The sequence below is a fragment of the Microbacterium sp. NPDC055910 genome, from assembly GCF_042271185.1.
In the GTDB taxonomy this organism is placed as follows: Bacteria; Actinomycetota; Actinomycetes; order Actinomycetales; family Microbacteriaceae; genus Microbacterium.
Genome location: NZ_JBHJZS010000018.1, coordinates 36,584 through 61,159, shown reverse-complemented (window position 1 = coordinate 61,159; position 24,576 = coordinate 36,584). Strand labels below are relative to the sequence as shown.

Here is a 24,576-nt window from a genome sequence, read left to right as displayed (position 1 = left end):
GTTGCAGTCTCGCGGTCAGGGGGTGGGTGTCGGTGGGGACGTTTAGGCTTAGCTGGCAATGTCTGACCCCCTCCAGCCCCTCATCGTCGGCGACGATCGCGGACCCGCGACGCCCGACGCCCGCCCCGACGAAGACCTCCTTCACGGTCTCAACCCGCAGCAGCGCGAAGCGGTGATCTACCGCGGGCCCGCGCTGCTCATCGTCGCGGGCGCCGGCTCCGGAAAGACGAGCGTGCTCACGCGCCGCATCGCATCGCTCCTGCGCGGGCGCGAGGCGTGGCCCAGCCAGATCCTCGCGATCACGTTCACGAACAAAGCCGCAGGCGAGATGCGCGAGCGCGTCGGCCAGCTCATCGGCGACCGCGCCCAGGGCATGTGGATCTCGACGTTCCACTCGGCGTGCGTGCGGATCCTCCGACGCGAGGCCGAGCAGTTCGGGTTCACCAAGGCCTTCACGATCTACGACTCGGGTGACTCCCGAGCGCTCATCAAGCGGCTCGTGAAAGAGCACGAAGCGGATGCCTTCGGCCTGACCCCGGCAGCGGTGCAGAGTCGCATCTCGAAACTCAAGAACGAGCTGTCCGATGCCGAGTCCTACGCGCGCTCCGCGAACCTCAGCGACCCGGCGGAGCGCATCTTCGTCGAGCTCTTCTCCGACTACCAGCGCGCCCTGCAGAAGGCGAACGCGTTCGACTTCGACGACCTCATCGGGCAGGTCGTCTACCTCTTCCGCGCGTTCCCGCACGTCGCCGACGTCTACCGGCGGCGCTTCCGCCACATCCTCGTCGACGAGTACCAGGACACCAACCACGCGCAGTACTCACTCATCCACGAGCTGACCCGGCCGCCGAGCGGCGACCCTTCGACAGGCTCAGGGACCGGGGGCGGGGGATTCGAAGCGTCGAACGGGATGATGATCTTCGACCCTTCGACAAGCTCAGGGGCCGGTACAAGCTCAGGGGCCGGTGCAAGCTCAGGGGCCGGAGGCCGCGACGACGAGGGCGCGTCACTCACCGTCGTCGGCGACTCCGACCAGTCGATCTACGCGTTCCGCGGTGCCGACATCCGCAACATCAGCGAGTTCGAACGCGACTTCCCGGGCGCCAAGGTCGTGCTCCTCGAGCAGAACTACCGGTCGACGCAGAACATCCTGAGCGCGGCGAACGCCGTCATCGGCCACAACTTCGACCGCAAGGACAAGAAGCTGTGGACCGACACCGGTGCGGGCGAGAAGATCGTCGGATTCACCGGCTACTCGCAGCACGATGAAGCGCAGTTCGTCGCCGACGAGGTCGAGGTGCTGCGCCGCGGCGGCATGGACTACTCGCAGATGGCGGTGTTCTACCGTACGAACTCGCAGTCCCGTGCGCTGGAAGAGATCCTCATCCGCTCGGCCGTGCCCTACAAGATCATGGGCGGAACGAAGTTCTACGAGCGTGCGGAGATCAAGGACGCCCTCGCCTATCTCGTGGCCGTCGCGAACCCCGCCGACGAGATGGCGGTGCGTCGCATCCTGAACCGTCCGCGCCGCGGGATCGGCGACGTGACCGAGACGGCGATCGGCCGCTACGCCGCCGACGAGGGCATCACGTTCCGCGACGCGCTCGCCAACGCCTCGGCGCTGGGCGTCGGACCCAAGATCCAGGCGGCGATCACGCAGCTCGATGCCGTGCTGGCCGAGGCGACCGCTCTCATGCTGCCCGCGAGCGGCGAACTCGCCCCGCCGACGGCCGTCGCCGCGGGGCTGCAGCTCTTGCTCGCGAAGAGCGGCTATCAGGATGCCCTGCGCGCAAGCCGCGACCCGCAGGATGAGGCGCGCCTCGAGAACCTCGACGAGCTCGTCGCCGTCGCCCGCGAGTTCGCGCGCAACAACCCCGAGGGCACCGTCATCGACTTCCTCGGCGAGGTCGCCCTCGTCGCCGACGCCGACGACCTCGACGACACGGCGGGCTCGGTCTCGCTCATGACGCTGCACACCGCGAAGGGACTCGAGTTCGACGCCGTCTTCCTCACCGGTGTCGAAGAGGACCTCATCCCGCACCGCATCTCGGCGGGAGAGCCCGGCGGCCCGCAGGAAGAGCGTCGCCTCTTCTACGTGGGGGTGACGCGGGCCCGAAAGCGCCTCTACCTGTCGCTCGCCATGACGCGCGCGCAGTTCGGTGAGGTCACCGTCGCGATGCCGAGCCGGTTCCTGCAGGAGATCCCCGCCGATCTCGTGCACTGGCGGCAGTCGCCGGGTGACGTCAATTCACGCGGCGGCACGCGCACGCGCGCGCTCAACGGGCGCGCACCGGCCGGCTCGAAGCGGTACGGCGACGACCTCGTGCCGCTGCCGCGGCGTGACGCGCCCGCCCGCGATGGTGAGTCGATCAAGCGGTTCGCCAATCGCATCCCGGCGAAGGTTCGCGACAACGGCGACATGCAGCTCGCGCCCGGCGACCGCATCCGCCACGAGGACTTCGGCGACGGCAAGGTCGATCTCGTGACGGGCGAGGGCGCCAAGCGCGTCGCGCACGTGCGGTTCGACACGGCCGGAGCCAAGAAGCTGCTCATCAAGATCGCCCCGATCGAGAAGCTGTAGCGACGGCCCCGCGGGCTAGGCTCGATCGCATGGCCCTCTTCTCGCGCCGCCCGAAGCGCCAGCCCGACGAACCCGCCGAGACCCCCCAGGTCGAGACGCCGGGCACGACTGCCGACGTCACGCCCGAGGGCACCGACGCCGCAGCATCCGTCGGCATCTCGGTCTCGGCGTTCCGCGGCCTCGGCACACCCGACCCGGCCCCCGCCCCGGCTGCCGCTGCGCGACCGACCGGGCCCGACGCCGCCGCCGCGACGCAGCGTCCTGCCGAGACGATCCCGGGTCTGCGCGACAACGTGCTGCTGCGCGAGAGCCTCGCGCGACTGCCCGAGAAGCCGACGCCCGAGCAGGTGCTCGACCTGGCCCGCCAGGTGCTGCAGGGCCACCTCTTCCTGCGCGTCAAGGGCGATGCCCGCGCGCTCATCGCCGAAGGCAAGGAGCTGCCGCTCGCGATCGCCAACGCCGGCGACCGGCAGTACGCGATCGCGTATTCGAGTGGCGCGGGGCTGGCCGCGAGCGTGCGCGCCGACGGCGATGCCGACACGTCGGCGATGGGACAGCCCGCGATGGTCGTGCTGCGTCATGTGCTGGCGAGCACCACGGCGGGACTCGTGATCGATCCCGCTTCGGCGCCCGCCCGTATCGTGCTGCCGCGTCCGCTCATCGAGCGCATGCTCGCCGCCGTCGACGAGAAGCTCGCGATCAAGACGCTGCTCGCCGACGAGCGCACGGATGCCACGCCCGCAGCCGTCGCCGATGCGATGACCCGTGCGCCGATGTGGGTCGCGGTCAACCGCTCCGAAGACGGTGCGCCGGTCGGCATCGCCGAGGGTCGCGCGCCCGACGGATCACGCTACGTCGAGGTCTACTCGCACCCGCTCGAAGTCGTCGCCACCGGACGCGGAGACCAGGCGGCGCCGCTCACGGCACCGCAGCTGGCGGCGATGCTCGCCGCCGACGAGTCTCTCGCCGGCGCGATCATCGACCCGCGCGGACCGTGGATCCGCCTCTCGCGCGGCGACCTGGCGCCCGTGCTCGCGCTCGCCCCGTAACGCAACCGGGTGACGGATGCCGCGTCCCGGCCTATCGTCGAGGCATGGCGTCCGAACGCATCGCACTCATGATCCCCGGCCCCGACGGCGACCACGAAGTAGGACTCTCGAGCCCCCACCGTGTGCTGTGGCCCGAGCTGGGCATCACGAAGCACGAGCTCGTCGACTATCTCCTGGCCGTCGCGCTGCCGTTCCTCTCGGCGAACGGCGATCGGCCCGTGTCGCTCGAGCGCTTTCCCGAGGGCGTCGACGGCGAGCGGTTCTATTCCAAGAACCCGCCCAAGGGGGCGCCCGACTTCGTCGACACCGTCACCGTCACGTACAACAGCGGCCGGCGGCATCCTCAGATCGTGCTCACCGAACCCGCCGCGATCGTGTGGGCGGCGCAGATGAACACCGTCGTCTTCCACCCGTGGGCCTCGCTCGCCTCGGATCCGGACCACCCCGTCGAACTGCGCATCGACCTCGACCCGCAGCCGGGCACCGATTTCGCCGACGCCGCCGCCGTCGCGCCGGTGCTGCGCGAGGTGCTCGCCGAGGCGGGCCTCGAAGCGTTCATCAAGACGAGCGGAAACCGCGGCATCCATGTCTTCAGCCCCATCCAGCCGGAGTGGGAGTTCCTCGATGTGCGGCATGCCGTGATCGCGGCGGGGCGCGAACTCGAACGGCGGATGCCGGACGCGGTGACGATGAACTGGTGGAAGGAGGAGCGCGGCGAGCGCATCTTCCTCGACTTCAACCAGGCCAATCGCGACCGCACGATGGCGGGGGCCTACAGTCCGCGTGCGCTGCCGGGAGCGACCGTCTCGGCGCCGCTGACGTGGGACGAGCTGGCCGATGCCGATCCCGCGGCGTTCACGGTGCGCTCGATGCCGCAGCGGCTCGCCGACGTGGGCGATCCGTGGGCGGGCATCCAGGAGAGCCCGGGGCGCATCGACACGCTGCTTCAGTGGTGGCAGCGCGACCTCGCCGACGGGCTCGGCGAGCTGCCGTTCCCGCCGGAGTTCCCCAAGATGCCGGGTGAGCCGGCGCGCGTGCAGCCGAGCCGGGCCAAGAAGACGGACTGAGCGACGCCACGTCGAGCCCGATGTCGTCCGGGCTCCTCCGGGCCCCGTGTCAGTCCAGGACGTCGCCGAGATCGTACGCCGAGACGTGTTCGAGCTGGTCGTACGTGCAGGATCGCGGTTCGCGGTCGGGCCGCCAGCGCTCGAACTGCACCGTGTGGCGGAACCGCTGCCCCTCGAGCTGGTCGTAGCGCACCTCGAGCACGAGCTCGGGACGCAGCCGCACGAACGACACGTCCTTCGAGGCCGAGAAGCGCGACCGGTCGGTCTCTCCCTTCACGGCGGAGCCGTCGTCGTCGCGCTCGACGAGCGGCGCGAGCTCGTCGATGAGCTCGAGGCGGCGCGCGTTGCTCCACGCGGCGACGCCGCCGACCGACACGAGCGTTCCGGCGTCCGTATACAGCCCGACCAGGAGCGAGCCGACGCCGCTGCCCGACTTGTGCACGCGATAGCCCAGCGCGACGACGTCGGCGGTGCGCGAATGCTTGATCTTGAACATGGCCCGCTTGTTCGGCGCGTACGGCTGTGCGAGCGGCTTCGCCACGACGCCGTCGAGACCGGCGCCCTCGAACTCGGCGAGCCAGCGCTCGGCGACGTCGCGGTCGAGGGTCGCCCGGGTCACGTGTACGGGGTGCGGCACGTCGCCCAGCAGGCTCTCGAGCGCGACGCGCCGCAGCGCGAACGGCTCGGGCTGCAGGTCCTGATCGCCGCGCGCGAGCAGGTCGAACCCGATGAACATGGCGGGCGTTTCGGCCGCGAGCATCGTGACACGCGACTGGGCGGGGTGGATGCGCTGCGAAAGGGCTTCCCAGTCCAGCCGCTGCGCGCCCGGCGCCCCCGTCGGGACCACGATCTCGCCGTCGATGAGGCATGGCTCGGGAAGCAGCATCCGGAACGCGTCGACCAGTTCGGGGAAGTAGCGGGTGAGCGGCTTCGCGCCGCGCGAGCCGATCTCGACGTCGTGGCCGTCCCACGACACGAGGGCGCGGAAGCCGTCCCACTTCGGCTCGAAGCTCAGCCCGCCGGGCGTCTTCGCCGGGTCGGGCACGGCCGGGACGGACTTCGCGAGCATGGGCGCGGGGATGTCGTACGGCATGCCCCCATCCTGCCCGGGGCGTCTGCGGTGCGACAGCGCCCGCCGGATCAGGGGGCCGTGACCTTCCGTGCCGGGTGGACGCGGCGGAGGATCCACTTGTGTCCCTCGACGAACGCCGTGACGAGGACGAGCAGTCCCAGGCACACGAGCCACTCCGAACCGGTGAGCGCGGTCGCGCCGACGATGTTCTGCAGGAACGAGATCTCGGTCGAGGCCACGATGACGACGACGGGCCAGACGAGGAGCTTCGCGACCGCGGCGATCGGTGCGGTGAGACCGGTCTCGGGGGAGCGTCGCATGAGCACGGCGCTGATGACCGTACCCAGGCCCACCACGACGTAGGCCATCGTCATGGCATGGGACGGCTCCGTCGCGCTCGGTTCGTCGGGCCCCCACACGAGCGGCACCCACGAGGCGAGGAAGATCGCGGCGCCGTAGAGCCCCCACTCAGCGAGGGCGCCGCCGTTGGCGACCCCGAGCTTCGGGTTGCGCGGTGGACGGTCCATGATGCCGGGCGGCTGGGCGTCCGCGGCGATCGCCAGGACCGCGAACAACGTCACGAAGAAGTTCAGGAACAGCACCATGCCGGGAAAGAGCGCGACGCCGTCCGCGACGGCGAAGACGGATGCCGCGAGGAAGAGCAGCAGCAGCGACACCAGCTGCGACATCTGGAAGCGCAGGTACGACGTGATCTTGTCGTAGACGATCCGGCCGAGTTCGACCGCGCGCACGAGGGTCGCGAAGTTGTCGTCGGTGAGGACGAGCTTGGCCGCCTGCTTGGTGACCTCCGAACCCGAGCCCATCGCGACGCCGACGTCGGCCTGTTTGATCGCGGCCGCATCGTTCACCGCATCGCCGGTCATCGCGACGATCTCGCCCTGTGACTGGAGCAGCTGCACGAGGCGCAGCTTGTCCTGCGGTGTGACGCGGCCGAACACATGCAGGTCGGGCAGGTCGGTCAGAAGCTCCGCGTCGTCGAGCTTGTGCAGGTCGGCTCCGCTGATGGCCCCCGCGCCGAGCCCCAGTTCCGCGCCGATCGCGCCCGCCGTCACGGCGTGGTCGCCCGTGATCATGCGCACTTCGATGCCGGCGCGCTGCGCGATCTCGACGGCGATCTTCGAGGAGGGGCGCAGGGGATCCACGATTCCGACGATGCCGATGAGATCGAGATCCCCGACGTACGACATCGGGTCGGCGGCCACCGCCGTCTCGTCGGGCGGATCCAGGAAACGTGCGCCGATCGCGAGCGTGCGCAGACCGCTCCGGCTCATCGACTCGAGCTCCTCGGTGACCTCGGACGGGTCGATCGGGACCGTTCCGCCGTCCTCGTCGTACATCCTCGCGCAGCGGCCGACGATGATGTCGGGAGCGCCCTTGACGAATTCGACGATCCGCTCCTGCCCGTTCCACGTGAGGCGGTGGAAGGTCGCCATGAACTTGTACTCGGAGTCGAACGGCACCTCCGCGATGCGCGGGTGGTCGCGTCGGGTCGCGTCGGCGTCGACGCCGAGCTTGGCGGCGAGGACGATGAGCGCCGCCTCTGTCGGGTCGCCCACGACGGCGCCGTCGACCGACACGGTCGCGTCGTTCGGGAGCGAGAGGGCCAGCCCGAGACGCGTCGCCTCGACGGCATCGCCTGCCGCGCGCAGGAGCTTGCCGTCGAACGAGTACCCGCCGCCGGTCACCTGGTAGTGCGCGCCGCCGAACCAGACGGTGCGTACGGTCATCTCGTTGAGGGTCAGGGTGCCCGTTTTGTCCGAGCAGATGGCGCTGGTCGCACCGAGCGTCTCGACGTCGGCGAGGCTCGCGACGATCGCCTTCTCCTGGGCGAGATGCGTCGCACCCCACGACAGCAGGCTCTGCACGAAGGTGGGCAGCCCCGTCGGGATCGCCGAGATCGCGACGGCGGTGCCCAGGAACAGCAGCTCGCTGATCTCCTGACCGCGCAGGGCGCCGATCACGATGATGATCGCCACGGCCACCCACGCGACGATGCCGATGACGCGGGTCAGTCCGTCGAGTTCTCGCTGCAGCGGAGACCGTGAACTCGAGACGGTCGACAGCAGCGTCGCGATCCGCCCGACCTCGGTGCGCATCCCCGTCTCCACGACGATCATCCGCGCCGTGCCGCGCGTGACCGACGTGTTCTGGAACAGCATCGACGTGCGGTCGGCGAGCGCCGCGTCGTGCTCGTTCGCGGAGGGACCCTTCTCGATCGGGAGGGACTCGCCCGTCAGCGCGGACTCTTGCGTCTCGAGGGTCGCGGAGCGCACGATGCGCCCGTCCGCCGGTACGAGATCGCCCGCTTCGAGGTCGACGATGTCGCCGGGAACGAGCGCGGTGGCATCCACGAGTTCGATCGATCCGTCGCGCACGACGCGGGCCTGCGGACTCTGGAGCTTCGCGAGCGCGTCGACGCTGCGGCGGGCCTTGAGCTCCTGCCGCGTGCCCTGCAGCACGTTGAACGCCACGAGCAGTCCGACGATGATCGCCGTGCTGATCTGACCGATCAGCAGGGACACGACGGCGACGGCGATGAGCATGAGGGTCATGAGCTCGACGAGCTGCGTGAGGGCGATCTTGATCGCGCTGGGCGGCGGGGCGCTCACGAGCGCGTTGGGTCCGGTCGCCGCGAGTCGCTGCGCAGCGGTCGCCGAACCGAGCCCCGTCACGACGTCGGTGTCGAGCTCGGACGCCACGGCATCCGGCGCGAGCGACCACCACGCGGTCGGTGCCTCCACCGATGTCGTCTTCGGTGCGCTCACGAACGACCCCCGTCCCGCGCAGCGTGACCCCTGCGTCATGCACAGAATATTGGTTCGTGCCGCTCGCCGATACGGGCGCAGATGTCAGTCGTCGAGCTGCTCCCGGAGCCGGCGGGCGACCTCGACGGTCGGCATGGAGCGCGGGAACACCGCCACGACCACATCGTCGTCGGCGGGACCCTGCCCGTCGCGCTCGGGGAGGACTCCGAAGCGACGCATCGCACCGTCCAGCGCGCGCCGCAGCACCGAGACGGGCACGCGCTTGGGGCCGCGCAGCAGCTGGCGCAGCACATGATTGTGCACGGCTGTCACGAGCGCCGAGAAGCCGACCGCGTCGAGCGGGTCGAGCCCCGGAAGCGCCTCGCGGAGATACTCGTCGAAGAGCCGCTCATAACGGAAGACCGTGACGATCTCGCGGTCGCGCAGAGCCGGCACTCCGCGGACGATCGCGTATCGGCGCCGCGCGAGCTCGGGATCGGCGGCGAAATGGGTGAAGACGCGGACGGATGCCTCGCACACCGCCCGCCAGGGGTTCGCGTGGGGCCGCGCGAGGTCGTGGCGCAACTCGTCGAGCAGCAGCTCGTGATCGGCGAAGACGACATCGTCCTTGCCCCCGAACTGACGGAAGAAGGTGGACCGGGAGACGCCCGCGGCCTTGGCGATCTGCTCGACGGATGTCTGGTCGAAACCCTGCTCGGCGAACAGTTCGAGGGCCGCCGCGACGACGGCGGCGCGGGAAGCGGCGGGGGTGGTGGCGGTGTCGGACATCTCGCAGCGAGCCTAACCCTCTCGGTGCCACGGGCCCCCGTGTCAAGCCCGTCGACCCGGCGGGCACCGTGGCGTTCACTGAAGTGATGACCACCCTGTGGAAACACGACCGGGCGGAGCCGACGGGCACCGCGTTCGAATCGGGTGCGCGCCGCGACGTCGTCGTGGTCGGCGCCGGCATCACCGGCCTCAGCACGGCGCTTCTGCTCGCACGCGACGGGCTCGACGTCGCGGTCGTCGAGTCGGGCGGCGTGGGGGAGCTCACGACGGGCGGGAACACGGGCAAGCTGTCGCTCCTGCAGGGCAGCGTCCTGTCGACGCTGCGGCGGCATCACCCTGCGTCGCTCGCGCGCGCGTACGTCGATGCCAACCGCGCGGGCGCCGAGTGGATCACCGCCTTCGCCACCGAGGCGGGGGTGCCGTTCTCGCGGCGCACCGCCTATTCGTACGCGCAGACGCAGGAGGGCGTGGAGACGGTCGCCGCCGAGGCGGCAGCTGCCTCCGAAGCCGGGCTCGCCGTTCACCGGATCGCGGCGGACGCGGTCGAATGGGGGTTCCCGATCGTCGACGCCGTCGCCCTCGAGGGCCAGGTGGCGATCGATCCGCAGGCGCTCACCGTCGCGCTCGCCGAGGCGTTCGTCGCCGCGGGCGGAGCACTGCACCTGGGCACCCGCGTCCGGCACGCGCACGTCGTGCCGGAGGCCGTCGTCGAGACCGACGCGGGCGCGATGCGGGCCGGTCACGTCGTGCTCGCGACGGGCACGCCGATCGTGGATCGCGGACTCTACTTCGCGAAGACCCACGGCCTCCGCTCGTACTGCGTCGCGTTCGAGGTCGACGGCGACGTGCCCGACGGACTGTTCCTGTCGGTCGACGGTCCGACGCGATCGCTGCGGTCCGTGACGGTGGATGACGGACCTGCCGGACGCGCGCAGCTCGTCGTCGGAGGGAACGGCCATCCCGTGGGGCGCGGGGGCGCCGAACAGGAGCGGATCGACGATCTCATCGACTGGACGCAGCGGCATTTCCCCGGTGCGCGCCCGGTCGACGCGTGGTCTGCGCAGGACTACGAGTCGCACAACCTCGTCCCCTTCGTCGGCGCGATGCCGCGCAGTCTCGGGCGCATCCGCTTCGCGACGGGGTACGCCAAGTGGGGGCTCACGAACGCTCCCGCCGCGGCGCTGCGGCTCGCCGCCGAAGTGCGACGGACACCGTGGCGCGAGCGCCCCGACTGGATGAACACGATCGCGCGGCGGATCACGGTGCCCGCCGACCTCGCCCGCGGCGGCGTCGAGACGGTGAAGGTCGGATGGGAGGCGGCATCCGGCTGGATCGACGCGCAGCGCACCGCGGTGCCCGTCCCGCGTCCCGCGGAGGGCGAGGGCGTCGTCGCGCACCGCGGCGGGAAGCCGATCGGCGTCTCGACGGTGGACGGCGTCACACGTGCCGTGAGCGCCGTGTGCACGCATCTCGGCGGAGTCGTGTCGTGGAACGAAGCCGAATGCACGTGGGACTGCCCGCTGCACGCCTCGCGCTTCGGACCCGACGGCACGCGGCTCGAGGGCCCCGCGGTGCGCGACCTCGAACACCTGCCGCGGGTCCCGTCCGAACCGGCGGGGTCCGAGGCCGCGGCCGCGCAGTAGTACGCTGGGTCGGTCGATCTCTCTCGACGTCGAGGCGCTTTTCCAGCGCGCCCCTCCCCATTCGCCACCTGCGAAGGAATGCACTGTGGATCTATACGAGTACCAGGCACGAGACCTTTTCGAGAAGTACGAGGTGCCGGTGCTCGCCGGCATCGTCGCGGACACTCCGGAGGAGGTGCGCGCAGCGGCCGAGAAGATCGGCGGCGTCGTCGTCGTGAAGGCGCAGGTCAAGACCGGGGGCCGCGGCAAGGCCGGCGGCGTCAAGGTCGCCAAGAACCCCGATGAGGCGTTCGAGGCCGCGCAGGCGATCCTGGGCCTGGACATCAAGGGCCACGTCGTCAAGCGCGTCATGGTCGCCGAGGGTGCGCGCATCGACAAGGAGTACTACTTCTCGGTGCTGCTCGACCGGGCGAACCGCTCGTACCTGTCGCTCGCGAGCGTCGAGGGCGGCATGGAGATCGAAGAGCTCGCTGTCGAGCGCCCCGAAGCGCTCGCGCGCATCGCGGTCGACCCGCAGCAGGGCATCGACAAGCAGAAGGCCGTCGAGATCGCCGAGGCGGCGGGTTTCGCCCCCGAGCTCGTCGACAAGGTCAGCGACGTCTTCGTCAAGCTCTACAACGTCTACACGGGTGAGGACGCGACACTCGTCGAGGTCAACCCGCTGATCCTCTCCGAAGAGGGCGACATCATCGCGCTCGACGGCAAGGTCTCGCTCGACGAGAACGCCGAGTTCCGTCACCCCGGTCACGCGCTCCTCGAAGACAAGGATGCCGCGGACCCGCTCGAGGCCAAGGCGAAGGAGAACGACCTCAACTACGTCAAGCTCGACGGCGCCGTGGGCGTCATCGGCAACGGCGCGGGCCTGGTCATGTCGACGCTCGACGTCGTCGCGTACGCCGGTGAGAACCACGGCGGCGTGAAGCCGGCGAACTTCCTCGACATCGGCGGCGGCGCCTCGGCCGAGGTCATGGCCGCGGGCCTGGACGTCATCCTCGGCGACCCGCAGGTCAAGTCCGTCTTCGTCAACGTCTTCGGCGGCATCACGGCGTGCGACGCCGTCGCCAAGGGCATCGTCGGTGCCCTCGCCGAGCTCGGCGCGAGCGCCTCGAAGCCGCTCGTCGTGCGCCTGGACGGCAACAAGGTCGACGAGGGACGCGCGATCCTCCGCGACGCGAACCACCCCCTCGTGACCCTCGCCGAAACCATGGACGAAGGCGCCGACAAGGCCGCCGAGCTCGCGAACGCGTAACCCCTTCGACGAGCTCAGGAACCAAAGGAACTACTATGTCGATCTTTCTGAACAAGGACTCCAAGGTCATCGTCCAGGGCATCACGGGCGGCGAGGGCACGAAGCACACCGCCCTCATGCTCAAGGCCGGCACGCAGGTCGTCGGTGGCGTCAACGCCCGTAAGGCCGGCACGACGGTGCTGCACAAGGCGAAGGACGGCTCCGACGTCGAGCTGCCCGTCTTCGGCTCCGTCGCCGAGGCGATCGAGAAGACCGGCGCCGACGTGTCGATCGCGTTCGTGCCGCCCGCCTTCACGAAGGACGCGATGGTCGAGGCCATCGATGCCGAGATCCCGCTCCTCGTCGTGATCACCGAGGGCGTGCCCGTCGGCGACACCGCCGAAGCGTGGGCGTACGCGCAGTCCAAGGGCAACACGACGCGCATCATCGGCCCGAACTGTCCCGGCATCATCACGCCCGACGAATCGCTCGTCGGCATCACGCCGGCCAACATCACGGGCAAGGGCCCGATCGGCCTCGTGTCGAAGTCGGGCACCCTGACCTACCAGATGATGTACGAGCTGCGCGAGATCGGCTTCTCGACGGCCATCGGCATCGGCGGCGACCCGATCATCGGCACGACGCACATCGATGCGCTCGAGGCCTTCGAGGCCGACCCCGAGACGAAGGCGATCGTCATGATCGGCGAGATCGGCGGCGACGCCGAAGAGCGCGCGGCCGACTTCATCAAGGCCAACGTCACCAAGCCCGTCGTCGGCTACGTCGCGGGATTCACGGCACCCGAGGGCAAGACGATGGGCCACGCCGGTGCGATCGTCTCGGGCTCGGCGGGCACGGCACAGGCCAAGAAGGAAGCGCTCGAGGCCGCCGGCGTCAAGGTCGGCAAGACGCCGTCCGAAGCCGCCGCACTCATGCGCGACATCATCAATTCGCTGTAAGCGTCTGAACGAAAGCGGATGCCGGGACTCTGAGTCCCGGCATCTGCTTTTTCGTTCGCCTTTTCGAGGTTCGGATGTATTCCAGGACAGGAATCGGACTCTGGGTCTTGTGGAGGGTCATCCCCGACCCCTACAGTTCGAATCGGACTGCGAGTGGGTGATCGACGCTCGCATGGGGGACGGGGATCTCAGCAGGACGATTGGGCAGAAAGGGCCCCATGAGTCAGAGACCCCCTTTCACAGGGGAACGCAGGGGACGCCGCGCGCGCGTGGCGTCGGTCGGTGTGTCGGCGTGGCGCACGGCCCTCGTCGGCGCGCTCTGCGTCGGTCTCGCGTTCGGCCAGGTGGCCGGGGCCTCGCTCGTCGCCGCTGTCGAAACGCCCGTCGCCGAGACGCCTCGTTCGACCTGGACGCCCCCGCTTCCGCTCATCGAGCGGCAGGCCGAACCGGCGTCGGAACCCGTCGTCGTCGACGTGCCCGCGCCGGAAGAGCCCGCCCCGATACCTGCTCCCGCGCCGCGTTCCGGCGCTCGCACGCTGGTCTACGTCGATGTCGTGCCAATCGCCCCCGCCCCCGCCCCCGCCCCTCCCGTCTCGCCGTTCGGCCCCAACTGCCGACAGGTCTCGACGGGATCTCCGACGGGCGCAGGCACCTCCGAATCGTCGACGAGCACGAGCAGCACGAGCCTCACCTGCGGTCCCGGGACGGTCGGGCCCGGCACGATCGGATCGGCCCCGACGCCGCCGCCGCTGCCGGAGATCCCGGGCCTTCCGACACCGCCGACGCCGCCCGAGCCGCCGACCCCGCCCGTGCCGCCGATCCCGACGCCCGACCCCGTGCCGACACCGGATCCGGTGCCGACGCCCGACCCGGCCCCGACCCCCGACCCCACCCCGACCGATGACGTCGAGGGCGCGCCCGCCATGCTGTCGGTGCGCTCGCTCGAGGTCGTCGACGGCGAGATCGTGATCGGCGATGCCGAGGTCGCGGAGCACGACACCGAGACGGCGACGATCCCGGGCGACGCCGAGACGACGGACGCCGCCGAGACGACGGACGCCGCCGCGGACATGAACACGACGGATGCTGCGTCCGAGACGGACGCGACGGATGCTGCGTCCCAGGCCGTCGCGACGGACACGACGGACGCGACGCACAGCGAGACCGGTGAGGTCGACGCCGATGCCGGGACGGGCGCCGCGGATGCCGCATCCACCGACGCGACCGAGACCGACGCGACGCACACCGACGTCACGGCCGCGCAGGCCGCGGACCCCGTCGTCGACTTCACGCTCAACGACGCGACCGACGGCGACACGATCGAGGTCGCACCCGACGCCGACAACCTCGGGTACATCCTCGTGCGCAGCCTCACGAACGCGTTCGCGGCGCAGTCGGTCCTGCCGACCGGATCGTTCACGGTCACGACGACCGGCGCCGGCGCCGTCATCCGGATCACGGGCGTCATCGTCTTCCACGGCGTGACGTTCCGCTTCGAGGCGACGCGCATCGTGCTCGACGGCGCGACGCTCGACGCGGGAACCGCCGACGTGACCCTCGCGGCGATCGCCGCCTCGGCCGATGCGACGGCCGCGATCGCCGAGGTGCTGCTCACCGACGCGATCGTCCGCGGCGGAACCGTCACCGCGTCCGCGACGGCGACGAGCACGGTCGACGCGACGGCGACCGACGGCATCGCGCTCGGCTCGAGCGCAGCAGCGGCGACCGTCCGCCTCGACGGCGCATCGCGCATCGAGGCCGCGGTCGACGTCGTGCTCGCGAGCACGTCGACCGTCGCCCTCACGACGACCTCGACCGGCACGGGCGACGGCAGCGACAGCGACGCCGCTCTCGCCGTCGCGACGATCGACAACGCGGCCACGACGCACGTCGGCGGCACCTCGTCGATCCTCGCGGGCGGCGCGGCGCGTCTCACCGCGACGACCGTGACGACGGCGGCGACGACGGCGGATGCCACGGGCGCGAGCGCCGGTGCCGCCATCGCGACGACCCGCGCGACGATCCGTACGTCGGCGACGATCGACTCCACCGCCGCGCAGGGCGTCGTCACGGGCGGCATCCTCACCGTCGCGGCGGACGCGACGCACACGCTCACGACCGCCGCGCTCGCGAGCCCCGGCGGCGCGACGGCCAACGGCACGTCGCCGAGCGACGCGACCGCGACCGCGACGCAGCCCGACGGATACGCATCGGCGCCGGGCGGCACGATCGGCGTCGCGGGAGCACTCGCCTTCACCGAGCTCGACGCGCAGGCGACCGCCGTGCTCGGCGGTGCGGCACCGCTCGCCGTGACCGCCCCCGGTGGCGTCACCGTCTCGGCGACCGCGTCGGGGTCGGCGACGAGCGACGCGGACGCGTCCGCCGTCGCCTCGTCGGCGACGGGCGTCGGCGTCGCCGTCTCGATCACGGTCGCCCACACCCGCACCCGCGCGCACATCGGCAATACCGCGATCGTCGCGCCGACCGTCACGGTCAGCGCCGTCGCCGCGCCTCGCACGGCCGCCGAAGCGAACGAGTATCGCGCGCAGTCGACGTCGGGCGCCGGCGGCGCCTCGTCGGTCGGGGCGGCCGGGGCTCTTGCGATCACGGTCGCGACGTTCCACACGCGCGCTGCGATCGAGCCCGGCGTCACCGTCTCCGCTCCCGGGACGAATCTCATCTTCACGGCACGCGCCGACAACGCCACGGTCGCGCAGGCCCTGCCGGGTGCGCAGGCCGGAGCGACCACCGGAATCGGCGCGAGCATCGCGCTGACCGTCGTGAACGACACGGCGATCGCCGAGGTCGCCGACGGTTCCGTCCTGACCGGTGCGCGCGACCTGACTCTCGTGGCCGAGACGACAGCACCCGCACTCGCCGAAGCGCGCGGCGGTGTCGCATCGGATGCCGCGATCTCGACGGTGCTCGCCGTCACGATCTCGAACGTCTGGACGCGGGCACGTCTCGGAGCGGGCGCGCCTCTCGTGCTGACCGGTGCCTATTCGTCGAGCGCGACCCAGATGGCACCCGTCACGACGACCGCCGCCGGTGATGTGTCCGCCGAGGGCGGCGCCGCCGTCTCCGCCGTCATCGCCCTCACGTTCGCCGACCACGTCGTGCGCTCCGAGCTCGCTCGCGATCTCACCGCTGCCGTCGCGATCACGCTCCGCGCCACGGGGATGGCGTCGTCGACCACGACGGCATCCGCTTCGGCGACCGGCGCACCCGGCGAGGGAGCGCCCTCCGCGCAGACGCCCGCGGCCGCAGCCGGCGACGCGCGCGGCTGGGCCGACCAGGCGGCACCGGCAGAGGGAGCCGCGGTCGGCGGCACGGGCGGCAGCGGGTCGACGCCGATCCCGACACCGAGCACGCCGCAGGGCGATGTCACCGTGACGGCCGCCTTCGCCCTCACGATCCACCAGCTCACCGCCGACACGTCGGTCTCGGGCGTCGCGCTCATCGCGCCGACCGTGCGCTTCGAGTCGCTCGGCAACCTCTCGGTCACGACGACCGCGACCGGGGCTCCGTCCACGCGCGGCCCCCCGAGCGGCACAACGATCGCCGCGGCCGTTGCGATCACCCTGGCGGACGTCACCGTCCGCGCCGAGGCCGGCCCCTCCACACGCATCACCGCAGACTCGTTCCAGCTCATCGCGGGCATCGCCCCGCAGAACGCGGCAGGCATCCCCGACGCCTCGCACCGCTTCACCACGACAGCCACCGGCGGACAGGGATCCGGAGGCGACCTCGGGGTCGCCGGATCCGTCGCCATCTCGGTCGTCGTCCTCCGCGCGACAGCGGGACTCGCCCCCGGCACCATCGTCGTGCTGGGCGGCGGCGCCCTGTCGATCTCGGCGACGTCGACGTCGCAGACCACGACGCGCGCACTCCTCTCCGACGCGGGAGCCGGCGCGCCGACGACCGGCATCGGCGCGGCGTTCGCCCTCACGAGCGTCGACCACGTGACGATCGCGTCGATCGGCGCCGGCGCGACCGTGACGGGCGCGACCGACATCGCGATCACCGCGGCGGGGGCGGATGCTGCCACCGCCGTCGCGCAGGGCTCGGCGCGCGGCGGGGACACCGCGATCGCGCCGTTCGCCGCCGTCACGCTCTCGACCGTCACGACGCGCGCCGCGATCGGCACGGGTGCGACGCTCGTGCTGTCGGGCAGCCTGTCACTGACGTCGGGGCAGCGCGCGATCGCGTCGAGCGAAGCCCGAGCCGCGACCGGCAGCGACACGGGCACCGCGGTCGGAGCAGGGATCGCCCTCACCCTCACGACGCACACGGTGCGCGCCGAGCTCGGACGCAGCGCGACCGTCGCCGGCACCGTATCGCTCAGCACGGGGTCCGTCTCGCGCTCCACGGCGACCGCCGCCGCGTCGGCCGGCGGGGCTCCCGACAACCCCGCCGATTCGGGCGACCCCGCCAACCCCGGGGGTGGCGCGGGCCCCGGCGTCGACGAGACGATCGCCCAGACACGTGACCACGCGACCGCGGTGTCGACCGCGGCGGGCGGATCCGCCGGCTCGTCGGCTGCGGCACCGAGCGCGTCGACGTCGCAGGGTCAGATCAACGCCGCCGCCGCGATCGCCCTCACGATCGTGACCGTCGACGTGCAGGCGCTCCTCCTCGACGGCGTCGTCGTCTCGGCGGGAACGTCCGTCTCACTGAACTCCGGCGAGAACACCGCCGCGACCGCGACCGCCGACGGATCCGCATCGCAGGGCACGGACGCGACGATCGGTGCGGCCGTCGCGATCACACTCGCGACGGTCACCCACCGTGCGCGCATCGACACGGGCGCTGTCGTCACGGCGCCCGCTGTCGTCCTCGTCGCGCGCACGATCGCAGACGGCGCCGACACGAGCTCATCGATCGGCGCGCACGCGACCTCCGGTGCGGGCGGCGGTGCCGTTTCGGTCGCCGGCAGCTTCGCGCTCACGATCGTCGACGTCGAGACGGCGGCGACGCTCGCGGGCTCCGCCGGCGGCGGCACGCTCGTGATCGGGTCGGGTGCGACGGTCACGACATCGACGACCGCTCTTCCCGCCGGCGAGGGCGTGACGGATGCCGGTGACCTCGGCCTCGGCGCGTCGGTTGCGCTGTCGCTCGTCACGGTCCGCGTTCTCGCCGAGGTCGCCGACGGCGCGACGCTGCCAGACGCGACCCAGGTCACGATCACGGCCGACACGACCGTGACGACGACGGTCGAGGCTCGCATGGGCGCATCGGGCGGAGGCGTCGCGATCACGCCCGTCGTCGCGCTCGCCCTCTCGACCGTGTCGACCCGCGCGCGCGTCGGATCGGGCGCCGCCTCGACACTCGTCGGCGCCCTGCAGATCGCGGCGCGACAGACCGCGTCCGCCTCGACGACGGCCGGTGCCGTCGTCGTCGGTGCGGGCGATGCCGGTGTCGGCATCGCCGTCGCGCTCACGATCGCCGACCACACGACGCGTGCCGCGCTCGCCCGCAGCGTCACCTCCACGGGCGTCCACCTCGCGGCGCACGATACGTCGGACGCGACGGCCACCTCGACCGCCTCCGCATCCGGTGCCCCCGAGAACGCCCCCGGCGCCGATCCCGCAGCCCCCGGCGGTGGTGCCGGCTCGGGTGTCGACGCCGCGGTCGCCGCCGAGCGCGGTCACGCCGACGACGTCTCGACGGCGCACGGCGGCGCGGGAACGGGCTCCGCCGCGACGCCGGCCGCCGAGACATCACAGGGCGGGGTCAACGCGGCAGCAGCCGTCGCGGTCGTGCTCGCGACGATCCGATCGTCGATCGATCTCGCGCCCGGCATCGCGATCGTCTCGACGGGTGTCGTGCACCTCGACAGTGCGGCGGACACCGATGTCGTCGCGCGCGCCGACGGCTCGGCCTCACAGGGCCCCGACGCCACGATCGGCGCCGCCGTCGCCCTCGTCCTCGCCGACGTCGTGAACACCGCGACCGTTCCCGCGCTCGTCAGCATCACGGCACCCGGGCTCGAGCTCACGGCGCGCACCGTCACCGGATCCGACGACGGCGTCTCGCGCATCGACGCGCACTCCGTCGCGGGCGCCGGCGGCGGCAACGTCTCGGTCGCCGGGTCGGTCGCGATCGTCATCGCGACGCTCGAGACGACGGCCGCGCTCGCCGGAACGGCATCGCTCACCGGCGCGCTCGCCGTCGCGGCATCCACCGCTCACGTCATCACGGTGTCGGCTCTTCCTTCGGGTGCGGGCGTGACGGATGCCGGTGACCTCGGCATCGGAGCATCCTTCGCGCTCGCTCTCGTCACCGCCTCGACCGCGGCCGCCCTCGACGGCGCCGTCACGGGCGCGACGGGACTGTCGCTCACGGCGGTCGGTGCATCGACCGTGACCGCCGACGCGCGCATGGGGGCCTCGGGAGGCGGCGTCGCGATCGCGCCCGCCGTCGCGGTCGTCATGCAGACGACGGATGTCGCCGCGACGATCGGTGCGGGCAGCGCCCTCTCGGTCGACGGCGGGGCGACCGTGCTCGCCGACCAGCAGGCGACGGCCACCGCGACCGCCGGCGCGCTCGTCGTCGGCGCCGGTGACGCGGGCATCGGCGTCGCCCTCGCCCTCACGATCGCGAACGTGCTCACGACGGCGGGCCTCGGCCGTTCGCTCACCGCCGCGTCGCTCACGCTCGAGGCGCGGACGCTGGCGAACAGCACGTCGACCTCGACGGCGTCGACGTCAGGGGCTCCCGAGAACCCGGGTTCCGGTGGCGGCGTCGACGCCGCGATCGGTGCCGAGCGCGACCACGCCGATCAGACCGCCGCGGCGCACGGCGCCGCCGGATCGGGCACCGCAGCGACCCCGAGCGCGACGTCGTCGCAGGGCGGAGTCAACGCGGCCGCCGCGGTCGCCGTGACCATGACCGACATCGCGACGCGGGCATCGATCCTGCCCGGTGCCGCGGTCGTGGCATCCGGAATCGTTACGGTGTTGGCCCGCTCGGACGCCGACTCGTCGTCGCGCGCCGACGGCTCGGCATCGCAGGGCGCGGACGCCACGATCGGCGCCGCTGTCGCCCTGGCCCTCGCGACAGGAGCGACCGACGCCGAACTCGCGGCGGGCGCCACGGTGCGCGCCGCGTCGCTCACCGTCCGCGCCGACCAGACCGTGCCCACAGGAGACGGCGTCTCGACGGCCGAGGCGCGCTCCGTCGCCGGTGCCGGTGGCGGCTCCGTGTCGGTCGCGGGCTCGTTCGCGCTGGCGATCGTCGGCCACGCCGTGCGCGCGACGATCGCCGGCACCGTCACGGGCGGAGACGTCGCCCTCGTCGCCCTGTCGTCGATCCGCACGACGGTCGCCGCGCTTCCCGCGGGCATCGGCGTGACCGACGCGGGCGACCTCGGCTTCGGCGCGTCCGTCGCGCTCGCCCTCGTGACGGCGATGACGTCGGCAGAGATCGCGAACGGCGCGATGCTGACCGGCGTCGACGGACTGACCCTCACCGCCGACGGCACGAGCGCGGCAGCCAGCGAAGCGCGCATGGGCGCGAGCGGCGGCGGGGTGGCCCTGTCGCCCGCTGTCGCGGTGACCCTCTCGGATGTCTCCACGACGGCCCGCATCGGCGCGGGCGCGGCGACGACCCTCGCCGGTTCGCTCACCGTGACCGCAGCCCAGCGTGTGACGGCGACGGCCACCGCGTCGTCGCAGACCCTCGCCGCGACCGACGCGGGCCTCGGGCTCGGCGTCGCCCTCGTTCTCGCGACGCACGTGTCCACGGCGGTGCTCGGTCGCAGTCTGACGACGTCGGGCGACGTGCTGCTGCAGGCGACGAACATCTCCACCGCGATCTCGACGGCATCCGCGTCGGCAGCCGGGGCACCGGGCAACGACGACGGCGGAGGCTCCGGTCCCGGCGTCGATGCCGCCGTCGAAGCCGAGCGCGCGCACGCCTCCGACACGTCGGCGGCGCACGGCGGCGCGGCCGCGACGTCGGCGGCGCCGAGCGCGACATCGTCGCAGGGCGGTGTCAACGCCGCCGCGGCGGTCGCCGTCACGATCTCGACCGTGCGCGCCGAGACCGTCATCGAAGCGGGCGTCGTGCTCGTCGCGACCGGCACCGTGCAGCTCGCGACGGGCGTCAACGCCGATGCGACGTCGGCAGCCGACGGCTCCGCATCGCAGGGAACGGACGCGACGATCGGCGCCGCCGTCGCGATCACCCTCGCCGACACCGTCAACCGCGCCGTCGTGCCGGTCGGTGCGACCGTTCGCGCGCGGGCACTCACCGCCACGGCGACCTTCGTGCTCGACGGGGCGGACGAGGTCTCCACGGTCGCCGCGACCTCCGTCGCGGGCGCGGGCGGCGGCAGCGTGTCGGTCGCCGGCTCGTTCGCGCTCGCGATCGTCGACGGCACGGCCCGCGCCGGTGTCGACGGCACCGTCGTGCTGACGGGCGGCGCCCTGACATCGACCGCCGTGTCGCGCTCGACGACGACGGTCCGCGCGCTCCCCGCGGGAGTCGGCGTGACGGATGCCGGTGACCTCGGCCTCGGTGCATCCGTCGCCCTCGCGATCGTGACGAACCGCACGACCGCCGAGATCGGGAACGGCGCCTCGGTGGCGGGTGCGGGCTCGCTCGTGCTGCACGCGACGGGACGCACCGTGACGACCGTCGAAGCCCGGATGGGCGCAGCCGGCGGCGGTGTCGCTCTGTCTCCCGCCGTCGCTGTCGCGCTGTCGACCGACACGGCGACGGCTCGTGTCGGCACGGGCGCACTGATCTCGACGACGGGCGTCATCGATCTCGACGCCGTGCTCGATTCGTCGGCGTCCTCGACGGCGTCGTCCTCGACTCTCGGCGCCGGTGACGCCGGCATCGGCATCGGTGTCGCACTCGCCATCGCGAACCACACCGCTCGCACGGAGCTCGCCCGCAGTCTCACGGCGGCCGGCGACATCACGCTCTCGACGTTCGTGCGCTCGACCGCGACCTCGACCGCATCGGCCTCTGCCGCCGGCGCGCCCGGCGACGACACGGGCGGCGCGGCCGGATCCGGTGTCGACGGCGCGATCGCGGCCGAGCGCTCGCACGCCGACGGCGTCGCGACGGCGCACGGCGGCGGTACGAGCGGTGACGCCGCGACGCCGAGCGCGTCGTCGTCGCAGGGTGGCGTCAACGCGGCCGCGGCCGTCGCCGTCACACTGTCGACCGTGCAGGCCGAGTCGGTGCTCACGGGCGGCATCGTCGTGACGAGCGCGGGCCGCGTCGCCCTGGACAGCCTTGCGAACGCCGACGCGGCGTCCGCGGCCGACGGCTCCGCATCTCAGGGGACGGACGCGACGATCGGCGCCGCCGTCGCCATCACCTTCGCCGACCTCGTCAACCGCGCCGTCGTTCCGACGGGAGCCCGCATCGCGGCGCAGCACGCGACGGTCGTCGCGGGCGTGCACGTCGTCGATGACGACAGCGCCTCGGACGTCTCGGCTCGCTCCGTCGCGGGCGCCGGCGGCGGCAACGTCTCGATCGCGGGATCGTTCGCGCTCGCCGTCGTCACCCCCACGACGCTCGCTGCCGTCGACGGCACGCTCGCCCTCACGGGCGGTGACGCGACCATCGGAGCGACAAGCGCCACAACCTCGACCGTCTCGGCTCTTCCCGCGGGGGCGGGCGTGACGGATGCCGGTGACTTCGGCTTCGGTGCATCCGTCGCTCTCAATCTCGTCACCGACCGCACGATCGCGCGCCTGACGAACGGCGGGTCGGTCACGGGTGCGCGCCACTTCACACTCACCGCCACGAGCACGGACACCGCGACGACCGAGGCCCGGATGGGTGCCGCGGGTGGCGGCGTCGCGCTCTCGCCCGCCGTCGCGGTCACGCTGTCGACGGTCGAGACCACGACCCGCATCGGCACGGGCGGGGTTCTTGCGCTGTCCGGTTCGCTGACGGCGTCGGCGACGCAGAAGGCATCGGCGTCGTCGATCGCGTCGGCTGCTGTCACGGGTGCCGGCGACGCGGGCGTCGGTGTCGGTCTCGGACTGACGATCGCCGGTCACACGGTCGCGTCGCGGCTGGCCCGATCGGTGACGGCCGGTGTCGATGTGAGCCTGCGCGCGAGCGGTGTCTCGTCGTCGGCGTCGACGGCGTCGGCCTCCGCGGCCGGCGCTCCCGAGAACTCGGGTGGCGGGGCCGGCGGCACGGGCGTGGACCAGGCCATCGAAGCGGAGCGCGGTCACGCGTCGTCGACGTCGAGCGCGAACGGCGGCGCGGGTGCGGCCGGCGGTGCCGCCCCTGCGGCGGAGTCGTCGCAGGGCGGCGTCAATGCGGCGGCCGCCGTCGCAGTGACGCTCGCGACCGTCACAGCGGAGACCGCGATCTCGCCGGGCGTCACCATCACGGCCGGCGGCACGGTGACCCTCGCGACGAGCGCGAACACCGACGCCGAAGCCGGCGCTGATGGATCCGCGTCGCAGGGTACCGACGCGACGATCGGCGCGGCGGTCGCGATCACCCTCGCGAACGTTCAGAACCGTGCCTCGGTCCCCGCCGGCGTGACGGTCCGTGCCCAGAACCTGATCGTGTCCTCGACCACGACGACGGATGCCGCCGATACGACATCGACGTTCTCGGCGCAGTCCGTCGCCGGTGCCGGCGGCGGAAGCGTCTCGATCGCCGGGTCGTTCGCCCTGGCCGTCGTCAATCACACGACGCGGGCGGGTGTCGACGGCACCGTCGTCCTCACGGGCGGCGATGCGACGATCACGGCGGCAAGCGCCATCGCCAGCACCGTGCGAGCTCTGCCCGCCGGAGCGGGGGTGACGGATGCCGGTGACTTCGGCTTCGGTGCATCCGTTGCTCTCAACCTCATCACCGACCGCACTCTCGCCGAGATCGGCGACGGCGCGAGTCTTGGCGGCGCTCGTCACGCGACGCTCACCGCGACCGCGACGGACACCGCTGTGACGGAAGCCCGGATGGGTGCCGCGGGTGGCGGCGTCGCGCTCTCGCCCGCCGTCGCGGTGACACTCTCGACCGTTGAGACGACGACCCGTGTCGGCACGGGCGGTGTGCTCGCTCTGACCGGTTCGCTGTCGGCCTCGGCGATGCAGAAGGCGTCGGCGTCGTCGATCGCGTCGGCTGCTGTCACGGGTGCCGGCGACGCGGGCATCGGCATCGGTCTCGGCCTGACGATCGCCGGTCACACGGTCGCTTCGCGACTGGGCCGGTCGGTGACCGCGGGCGTCGATGTCGCTCTGCGCGCGAGCGGTGTCTCGTCATCGTCCTCGACGGCGTCGGCCTCCGCGGCGGGCGCTCCCGGAGACTCGAGCGGCGGAGGATCGGGCACCGGCGTCGATCAGGCCATCGAGTCCGAGCGCGGCTTCGCGTCGTCGACGTCGAGTGCGAACGGCGGCGCGGGTGCGGCCGGCGGTGCCGCCCCCGCGGCGGAGTCGTCG

10 protein-coding genes (1 of these 10 running past the window's edge) are annotated in these 24,576 nt (G+C 72.2%); 7 read left to right on the top strand and 3 right to left on the bottom strand.

Features of this window, described 5'->3' with window-relative positions; genetic code table 11:
• The first annotated feature begins 58 nt into the window (after positions 1-58).
• From ACFC3F_RS09325 to ligD, 3 genes are read left to right on the top strand one after another with little or no spacing between them, the layout of a single operon-like run.
• The gene (locus ACFC3F_RS09325) at positions 59-2,581 is read left to right on the top strand and encodes an ATP-dependent helicase (protein WP_376128793.1); all 2,523 of its coding nucleotides are present in this window, start codon (positions 59-61) and stop codon (positions 2,579-2,581) included.
• Positions 2,582-2,610: 29 nt separating this feature from the next.
• Entirely contained in the window at positions 2,611-3,630 is a 1,020-nt protein-coding gene (locus ACFC3F_RS09320; RefSeq protein ID WP_376128792.1) for an SseB family protein, read from the top strand.
• Positions 3,631-3,674: 44 nt separating this feature from the next.
• Positions 3,675-4,697: a non-homologous end-joining DNA ligase gene (ligD, locus tag ACFC3F_RS09315; RefSeq protein WP_376128790.1), complete on the top strand. Its 1,023-nt coding sequence runs from the start codon at positions 3,675-3,677 to the stop codon at positions 4,695-4,697.
• Between the two features lie 49 nt (positions 4,698-4,746).
• Here ligD and ACFC3F_RS09310 read toward each other — a convergent pair whose 3' ends face one another.
• The 3 genes from ACFC3F_RS09310 to ACFC3F_RS09300 all read right to left on the bottom strand — a co-directional run bounded on the left by ACFC3F_RS09310 (position 4,747) and on the right by ACFC3F_RS09300 (position 9,323).
• Positions 4,747-5,790 carry an ATP-dependent DNA ligase gene (locus ACFC3F_RS09310; protein WP_376128789.1) on the bottom strand — a complete coding sequence of 348 codons (1,044 nt, stop codon included), beginning with the start codon at positions 5,788-5,790 and terminating at the stop codon, positions 4,747-4,749.
• A gap of 47 nt (positions 5,791-5,837) precedes the next feature.
• Positions 5,838-8,555 carry a cation-translocating P-type ATPase gene (locus ACFC3F_RS09305; protein ID WP_376128787.1) on the bottom strand — a complete coding sequence of 906 codons (2,718 nt, stop codon included), beginning with the start codon at positions 8,553-8,555 and terminating at the stop codon, positions 5,838-5,840.
• Between the two features lie 84 nt (positions 8,556-8,639).
• Positions 8,640-9,323 (bottom strand): TetR family transcriptional regulator, encoded by a 684-nt coding sequence (locus ACFC3F_RS09300; RefSeq protein WP_376128785.1) that lies wholly within the window; start codon positions 9,321-9,323, stop codon positions 8,640-8,642.
• Between the two features lie 86 nt (positions 9,324-9,409).
• On the opposite strand from ACFC3F_RS09300, the gene ACFC3F_RS09295 reads away from it, so the two are divergent.
• The 4 genes from ACFC3F_RS09295 to ACFC3F_RS09280 form a co-directional block, all read left to right on the top strand.
• Complete coding sequence (locus ACFC3F_RS09295; RefSeq protein ID WP_376128783.1) at positions 9,410-10,966, top strand: FAD-dependent oxidoreductase; 1,557 nt, start codon at positions 9,410-9,412, stop codon at positions 10,964-10,966.
• 85 nt (positions 10,967-11,051) lie between these two features.
• On the top strand, positions 11,052-12,215 hold the full coding sequence (gene sucC, locus ACFC3F_RS09290; protein ID WP_376128781.1) for an ADP-forming succinate--CoA ligase subunit beta: 1,164 nt from the start codon (positions 11,052-11,054) through the stop codon (positions 12,213-12,215).
• A gap of 35 nt (positions 12,216-12,250) precedes the next feature.
• On the top strand, positions 12,251-13,153 hold the full coding sequence (sucD, locus tag ACFC3F_RS09285) for a succinate--CoA ligase subunit alpha (RefSeq protein ID WP_376128780.1): 903 nt from the start codon (positions 12,251-12,253) through the stop codon (positions 13,151-13,153).
• A 218-nt stretch (positions 13,154-13,371) separates the two neighbouring features.
• A protein-coding gene (locus tag ACFC3F_RS09280; protein WP_376128778.1) for an LPXTG cell wall anchor domain-containing protein crosses the window boundary here: on the top strand, positions 13,372-24,576 show its start. The gene runs 19,536 nt beyond the window's last position; the window shows 11,205 of its 30,741 coding nt (coding positions 1-11,205); the start codon lies at positions 13,372-13,374; the stop codon falls past the right edge of the window.